General features: G+C 60.6%; 4 protein-coding genes. All 4 read right to left on the reverse strand.

Features of this window, described 5'->3' with window-relative positions; translation table 11 throughout:
- Positions 1 to 180: 180 nt before the first annotated feature.
- Entirely contained in the window at positions 181 to 906 is a 726-nt protein-coding gene (locus GXB81_RS08420) for a hypothetical protein (protein WP_205988872.1), read from the reverse strand.
- A gap of 30 nt (positions 907 to 936) precedes the next feature.
- Positions 937 to 3,408, reverse strand: a complete 2,472-nt coding sequence (gyrB, locus tag GXB81_RS08425; RefSeq protein ID WP_167042015.1) for a DNA topoisomerase (ATP-hydrolyzing) subunit B — start codon at positions 3,406 to 3,408, stop codon at positions 937 to 939.
- A gap of 114 nt (positions 3,409 to 3,522) precedes the next feature.
- Positions 3,523 to 4,626 carry a DNA polymerase III subunit beta gene (dnaN, locus tag GXB81_RS08430; protein WP_129956695.1) on the reverse strand — a complete coding sequence of 368 codons (1,104 nt, stop codon included), beginning with the start codon at positions 4,624 to 4,626 and terminating at the stop codon, positions 3,523 to 3,525.
- 416 nt (positions 4,627 to 5,042) lie between these two features.
- Positions 5,043 to 6,196, reverse strand: a 1,154-nt coding sequence (gene dnaA / locus GXB81_RS08435; protein ID WP_205988874.1) for a chromosomal replication initiator protein DnaA, incomplete at its 5' end; no start/stop codon positions are given.

Genomic DNA, 6,196 nt, shown 5'->3' on the forward strand with positions numbered 1-6,196 from the left:
AGATTGGCTGGCGAAAGCGTGCCACGCTGCAAAAAATGCCGTCCGGCTGTTTATTCAACCACACCATTGCCTCTAACGTGAGTTCCACTGCTGGTTGCAGGCATGCCGCGGCTCCACGTTTCCCGATCCCTTCAGCAGCGCGACAAATCTGGCCGAGGCGCTCACTCGGACTTTGACCTTCTACCGTGAGTATGCGAGGTCGTCAGGCAGTTTGACCTGTAAGTAGTCAATGTCCAGATTGAAGTCGGCGCGCAGCCGCGCAACGAAGTGCCGAGTGACATCGTCAAGGACTGGTTCTCCCACCGCGAACAGCTTCACGGGCTCCAGGCCGCCCGCTCGGAAGCCATATTCCAATAACTGTCCCATCGCTTGCCGCACTACCTCGGCGGCGGTTTCGGCAATCTTGATTTCGTACAGATGGCATCTGCCATCCGGCTGCCGGACGATGGCGTCGGCATAGCCGCCGGTCCCGGTTGGGTATTCCGTCCAGACTCGATCCTCGCCATACTGCGCAGCCAGTTGAGCGAATAAGGCCGTCTGCACGGTGTTGTGCCGCAGCGCGATAGCGCGCTGCGCCGGCGGGAGATCTGAAAAGGCGGAGGGCGGACGCGGCGAGTGACCGGGCGGGATGTTGGTAGGTGCAGCGCGGGCGCGTAGTTGGTCCACAATGAACCAAGGGAAAATATTGCGCGTCAGGATGTCCTCGCCGAACACATTGGTCCGGTCTAGGTGGGCGACCAGAGCTTGCGCACGCACACCCCAGTTGGCGGAGTTCGGCATGACGAAGTCAGTATGCTTGACGAACCATTTAAGTGCTTGATTCTGGCTGCTCGCATCCACAGTGGTGTGGTAGCGGTGCGGATGTACACCGGCGAAGGCGCGTGCAATCAGCAGACGCGGCACCATACCGATGCGGCCTTCGACAGCTGCACAAAGTTAGACATCAATATTCCCCGCCCTCAACGCATTCGACTCAATAAACGCCCTTCTCGGCTCGACATCATCCCCCATCAGCGTGGTAAAGATGCCGTCGGCCGCAATAGCATCCTCAATCTGCACTCGCAGCAAACGCCGCACTTCAGGGTCCATCGTCGTTTCCCAAAGCTGCTCGGGATTCATTTCGCCCAAGCCCTTATACCGCTGCTTGGACATATTCCGCTCAGCATCCGCGAGCAGCCACTTCATCGCACTCTTGAAGTCGGTGACAGCCATACTCCGCTCACCACGCTTGATCACAGCACCCGCCCCGATCAAGCCCTTGAACGTATTAGCCGTATTCACGAGTTGCTGATAGTCCGCGGTCAACTGGAAATCTTCATCAAACACGGAGACCTTCTGATTCCCGTGATGCGTCCGCGCGATGCGCAGCGAGCGCAGTTCCCGCACCGGGTCATACATCGTGGTCACGGTCACTTCAGGCTTTAGCGCATCGTCCCGCAGCTTCGCTTCGAGCGCGCGAGCCGAAGCCTCGGCCGCCTGCTCATTGGAGAGATCGATCGCGACGCCATCCATCACGGCTTCGAGCGCACCGGCGTCATACAGGCGGCTCAACCGATCGACCACCGCTTGCGCCAACAGATAAGCCCGCGCTAACTCGCCCAGCGCATCGCCGGTAATCGGCGTCGCGCCTTCGGAAGCCAGCAGCTCCGACCCCTGCAACGCGAGCCGAAGAATATGAGCATTCACTTCCGACTCATCCTTCAGATACCGCTCGTCCTTCCCCGCCTTGATCTTGTAGAGCGGCGGCTGCGCGATGTAGATATACCCGCGCTCGATCATCTCCGGCATCTGTCGATAGAAGAACGTCAACAACAGCGTTCGGATGTGCGCACCGTCGACGTCAGCATCGGTCATGATGATGATGCGGTGATAACGCAGCTTTTCGAGGTTGTAGTCTTCCTTGCCGATCCCGCAGCCGAGCGCGGTAATCAGCGTGACGATCTGCTCCGAAGAAAGCAGCTTGTCGTAGCGCGCCTTCTCGACGTTGAGCACCTTGCCGCGCAGCGGCAAAATCGCCTGGAACTTGCGGTCACGCCCCTGCTTCGCCGACCCGCCCGCCGAGTCACCCTCGACGATATAAATCTCCGACTTCGCCGGGTCTTTCTCCTGGCAATCCGCGAGCTTGCCGGGCAAGCCCACGCCATCGAGCACGCCCTTGCGGCGCGTCATCTCGCGCGCCTTGCGCGCCGCATCGCGCGCACGCGCCGCGTCGACGATCTTGCCGCAGATAATTTTCGCGTCGCCCGGCGTTTCGAGCAGGAACTCCTCGAGCGCCTTCGCAACCACTTCTTCCACCGGCGCGCGCACTTCCGACGACACCAGCTTGTCCTTCGTCTGCGAGCTGAACTTCGGCTCCGGCACCTTCACCGACAGCACGCACGACAGCCCTTCACGCATGTCGTCGCCCGACGTTTCGACCTTCGCCTTCTTTGCGACTTCGTGATCGGCGATGTACTTGTTCAGCACGCGCGTCATCGCCGCGCGCAAACCGGTAAGGTGCGTGCCGCCGTCGCGCTGCGGAATATTGTTCGTGAAGCACAGCACGTTTTCGTTGTAGCTGTCGTTCCACTGCATCGCCACTTCGACGCCCACCCCATCCTTCTCGCCGAAGATGTGGAAAATATTCGGGTGCAGCACGGACTTGTTCTTGTTGATGTACTCGACAAAGCCCTTCACGCCGCCGACGAACGCGAAATCCTCTTCCTTGCCCGAACGCTGGTCGAGCAAACGAATCCGCACGCCGTTATTGAGGAACGACAGTTCGCGAATGCGCTTCGCGAGAATGTCGTAGTGATATTCGACGTTGCCGAAAATCGTCTCATCGGCCATGAAATGCACTTCGGTGCCGCGGTTTTCGGTGTCGCCGATCACCTGCATCGGCGACGTGGTCACGCCGTCGATTTCTTCGAGCACGCGGTTCTGCGGCACGCCACGGTGGAATTCCATGAAGTGCTTCTTGCCGTCGCGGCGCACGGTGAGGCGCAGCCACGCGGAAAGCGCGTTCACGCACGACACGCCCACGCCGTGCAGGCCGCCCGACACCTTGTAGCTGTTCTGGTCGAACTTGCCGCCGGCGTGCAGTTCGGTCATCACGATTTCGGCGGCGCTGCGCTTCGGATCGTGCTTGTCGTCCATCTTCAGGCCTGTCGGCACGCCGCGGCCGTTGTCGGTGATCGAGATCGAGTTGTCCGCGTGGATGATCACCTGAATGTCGTTGCAATGCCCGGCGAGCGCTTCGTCGATCGAGTTGTCGAGCACTTCGAACACGAGGTGGTGCAAACCGGTGCCATCCGATGTATCCCCGATGTACATCCCAGGCCGCTTGCGCACGGCTTCCAGACCTTCGAGGATCTGGATGGACGAGGCGCCGTAGCTGTTATCGGGCTGCGTATTGTTCGTTTCAGTCATGGATTTTTTCCGGTTCTGCGTTGCTGCTTGGTTGCTGCTCTGGACTTTTCAAAACGCCATAAAAACGCCAAAGGGGCGCTGCGCCCCTTGGTGTTCTTCTTGATGTTGGCCGCGTCAGATGCGCATCGGCATCACCACGTACTTGAATTCGTCGTTCTCGGGAATCGTGATCAACGCGCTGGAGCTGGCATCGCCCAGGCTCACCTGCAGCATGTCGACCTTCAGGTTCGCGAGCACGTCGAGCAGATACGTGACGTTGAAGCCGATGTCGACGCTGTCGCCGTCGTAGGCGATTTCCAGTTCTTCCTGCGCCTCTTCCTGATCGGCGTTGGTCGACATGATCTTCAACTGGCCCGGCTCGACGATGCAGCGCACGCCCTTGAATTTGTCCGAGGTCAGAATCGCCGCACGTTGCAGCGAGCGCTGCAGTTCTTCGCGGCCGATCTGGAATTTGTTCTTGTGCGACTTCGGAATCACGCGCTGGAAGTCGGGAAACTTGCCTTCCACGAGCTTCGACACGAGTTCGACCTGACCGAACGTGAACTTGACCTGCGTCTGCGCGATGTCGATCTTCAGCGTGTCGTCGATGTCTTCGAGCAGGCGTTGCAGTTCGAGAATCGTCTTGCGCGGAATGATGACTTCCTGGCGCGCGAACGAGCCTTCGATCTTCATCGACGAGAACGCGAGGCGGTGGCCGTCGGTCGCGACCGCCATCAGTTGGTCGCCGTCCACCACCAGCAGCATGCCGTTCAGGTAGTAGCGGATGTCCTGCTGGGCCATCGAGAAATGGACCATGCCGAGCAACTGGCGGAACGTCTTTTGCGGAACCACGAGGCTCGCGCCGTAGTCTTTAGCCTGAGCGACGGTCGGGAACTCGTCCGCGGCGAGCGTTTGCAGCGCAAAGCGGCTCTTGCCGGATTGCACGGTCAGGCGCTTGTCGTTCAATGTGAGCGTGACCTGGCCGTCGGGCATCGCACGCAGAATGTCGAGGAGCTTGCGCGCCGCCACCGTGGTCGCGACCGAATCGCCGCCCACGCCGAAATCGGCGCGCGTGGTGATCTGCAACTCGAGGTCGGTCGACAGGAACGACACGTCCGGACCGTTCTTGGTGATCAGCAAATTGGCGAGGATCGGCAACGTATGGCGGCGTTCGACGATGCCGCTCACGGTTTGCAGCGGCCTGAGGAGGTTATCGCGTTCGGTCTTGACCAGTTGCATAGGGTTCCTTCGTTGATAAACGGCCTGCACGCCTTGCGGGACAAGCTTCTCCAGCGTGCAGCCGAGGCTCCCCGCCGGCGCCACGAAAAGCGCCCGACACGGCGTGAAATCCGCCCGCGGCCGCCGGGCGGTTAAACCTGTATTGTGCCTGAAAACGGGACCGCCTCACTAAATTGGGGGCGAGTTGGGGAATAAACAGGTCGATTTCACGGCGCGGTTTCCGGATTGCTCACTGGCAGGCTAGTTCACCTGTGCTTGGCGCCCTGCTCCGCCCGCAATCCGCTGTCCGTCCCTACTCGGCTCCTACTCCGCGCCACGATTTCCAGCGCTTACGCCGACCCAACCCAACCATTTCCAGCACTCCCCGCCAATTCAGGCCGCGCGCGGTTGAGCGCGGCGGTTTCCCGCCAGCGCGCCTAGCCCTTCAGCGTCTGTTCCAGCACGTGCAACTCGTGGTTCAACTGCGCGTCCTTGCTGCGCTCATCGGCGATCTTGCGCACCGCGTGCAGCACCGTCGTGTGATCGCGGCCGCCGAACAGTTCGCCGATTTCCGGCAGGCTCTTCTGCGTCAGTTCCTTGGCCAGATACATCGCGATCTGCCGCGGCCGCGCGATATTCGCCGGACGCTTCTTCGAATACATGTCCGCCACCTTGATGCTGTAGAAGTCGGCGACCGTTTTCTGGATGTTTTCCACCGAAATCTGCCGGTTCTGCACCGTCAGCAGGTCTTTCAGCGCTTCTTTTGTCAGCTCGATCGTGATTTCGCGGCCATGGAACTTCGAATACGCGAGGATCTTGCGCAGCGCGCCTTCCAGTTCGCGCACGTTCGAACGCAGATGCTTGGCAACGAAGAACGCGACGTCTTCGTTCAGGCTCACGAATTCCGATTGCGCCTTGCGCATCAGAATCGCGACGCGCATTTCGAGTTCGGGCGGCTCGATCGCGACCGTCAGGCCCGAGTCGAAGCGCGAGATCAGACGGTCGTCGATACCCGAAATCTCCTTCGGGTACGTATCGCTCGTGATAATGACCTGCGCCTTGTTCGCGACCAGCGCCTCGAACGCGTAGAAGAATTCTTCCTGCGTGCGCGACTTGCCCGAAAAGAACTGAATATCGTCGATCAGCAGCAGATCGAGCGAATGGTAGTAGCGCTTGAAGTCGTCGAATGCCTTGCGCTGGTAGGCCTTCACCACATCGGACACGTACTGTTCCGCATGGATGTAGCGAATCCGCGCGCCGGGCTTGTCCATCAGCAGCTGATTGCCGATCGCGTGAATCAGGTGGGTCTTGCCGAGGCCCACGCCGCCGTACAGGAACAGCGGGTTATACGAGACGCCGGGGTTGTCGGCGACCTGGATCGCCGCCGCGCGCGCGAGCTGGTTGGCCTTACCGGTCACGAAGTTGTCGAAGGTCAGAACCGGGTTCAGCTTCGAGCGCTCGTACATCGAGTCGTTGTCGCCGCCGGCAGCCGCGCCCGCGCCCTGCCCGGGGCGCCACGTACGGCGCGCGGCAGCGGCTTCGTTCGCGTCGAGGCTCGGCAGATCGAGGTCAGCGGCGTCTTCGGCCACGG

Origin of the sequence: Paraburkholderia sp. Ac-20336 (genome assembly GCF_017105025.1) — a bacterium.
Classification (GTDB): domain Bacteria; phylum Pseudomonadota; class Gammaproteobacteria; order Burkholderiales; family Burkholderiaceae; genus Paraburkholderia.